Source organism: Bacteroidota bacterium (assembly GCA_034723125.1).
Classification (GTDB): domain Bacteria; phylum Bacteroidota; class Bacteroidia; order CAILMK01; family JAAYUY01; genus JAYEOP01.
The window spans coordinates 1-1710 of sequence record JAYEOP010000532.1 but is presented as its reverse complement, the minus strand read 5'-3'; the positions used below and the strand labels follow the sequence as shown (position 1 = coordinate 1710).

The 1710-nt window shown below is 29.1% G+C and carries 3 protein-coding genes; all 3 read right to left on the bottom strand.

Annotation, left to right across the window (positions count from 1 at the left end; all coding sequences use genetic code 11):
• Positions 1-190: hypothetical protein (locus U9R42_13740; protein ID MEA3497084.1), on the bottom strand; the 190-nt coding region annotated here is incomplete at its 3' end.
• Between the two features lie 217 nt (positions 191-407).
• A complete protein-coding gene (locus U9R42_13735; protein ID MEA3497083.1) occupies positions 408-1181 on the bottom strand; it encodes a hypothetical protein in 774 nt (257 codons plus the stop codon).
• A gap of 20 nt (positions 1182-1201) precedes the next feature.
• Complete coding sequence (locus U9R42_13730) at positions 1202-1396, bottom strand: hypothetical protein (GenBank protein MEA3497082.1); 195 nt, start codon at positions 1394-1396, stop codon at positions 1202-1204.
• Between the last annotated feature and the right edge of the window lie 314 nt (positions 1397-1710).

Genomic DNA, 1710 nt, shown 5'->3' with positions numbered 1-1710 from the left:
GATCAATTATAGGTGCTCCAACTGTTTTAGCAATACTATAAGTCCTTCCTGGCATCTGCATACCAAACGCATAATAGTCTTTGCAAATTTTCTGACTATTCACAGTTTTTTCTATCCCATCGTCAAAAAACTTCCATTTTTTGCCTATTGCGGTTTCGCTCTCGTAATATTTTAATTTATGGCATCCCATCAAACAACAAAAATACTAATCTTTTTTCTTTTTAATTGGAATCATTAATTGAAATTGATTTTATATAAAAATTCAATTATAGATTTCAATATAGTAGGTGTAGTTACAAACTACAGATAGTACGGGGATTGAAAAACCGCTTATTGATTACATGACCACCATTTTAGGTTAGAAGCTCGATTATAACAATACTTTCCTTAGAAAACCTATGTGAAAACTATGAGTATATTTTTATTTCAACAAGTTTATTATTCTTAAAGGTAAATAAATATTTAAGATAGGTTCTTACATGGAAGCCATCAGGATGACAATAAATTTTATCAGTATAATTTGAACAAAAATAACGATAATACCAGGATACATTACTTTCAAACATGCTTGTTAAAAGAACTGTAAAATTGCTCTTATCATACGTAAAATCAATCCCAAGTATCTGAAAAAATCTGCTCTTATCTATTCCTATCTTTAATCCATCTTTGAATTGAAAAAGAGTGTCTGTTATAATACCGAACAACCAATGATTATTATCATATCCTTGGGATTTTAATCCCATGATAATTGTATCTTTTTTGCTTTCTAAAACCGTCCATTTAGGAGGATCAGGGTCTTTAATAATATTGTATTTTTTACTATAAAAAACATTAATTATAGAATCATTAACAACAGGCAAATTTTGATTTGTATCCACGCTGAATATATTCCCACCTGATAGCACATATAATGTATCTGATTTCTCAAGAATCAAAAAAATATTTGTTTTTTCTGCAATCTTAAAAGCTTTTTCGTCTTTTAAACAAGGATTGGGAAATAGCCTATTGCCTGAAAGACAAAAATTATTATTTCCATAAAAAACCCTTATATCATAAATCTCTTTTACATTAATAGAATCCTTATACAAACATTCCTTATCGGATAATTTTTTTCCATTATTACAATTACCAAATAATAAGGGTAATAAAAACAAGATTAAAGCACTATTTTTAAAATACATCTTTTAAAATTAATTTGTTGTCAAGGTTTCCCAGTCCAGACAGAACCAATTCCAAATGTTAAAGCAGTCAGACCACCATCAATCAGTGCACTCTTATGATTGTAGGATTTCAAATCCTGACTACTTACAGTTTTTTCTATCCCATCGACAAAAAATTTCCATTTTTCGCCTATTGCGGTTTCGCTCTCGTAATATTTTAATTTATGGCATCCCATCAACTACAAAAGTAACATATTTTTTTCTTTCAAATGAGTTTTTCAATTGAAGTTTTCATTCCGAAATTTCGGAATCATATACTTCTTCAAAACTTTTTACATTATCCCGATTTGTTTCAATTTTTTTCATTGTCTATAAAAAACTCTGAAATTCTTAATGCCTGTCTGCCGACATAGGCAGGCGAATGTATTTAGTGCCTCTAAGAAAACTATCAAATTTTATGATTTCTAAGATTTTTGATGAGATTTTTATTTTTTGAGACGAGGCGATGCCTTAGCATCAGTGAGTTGAGAAAGATAAAAATATCGCAAAA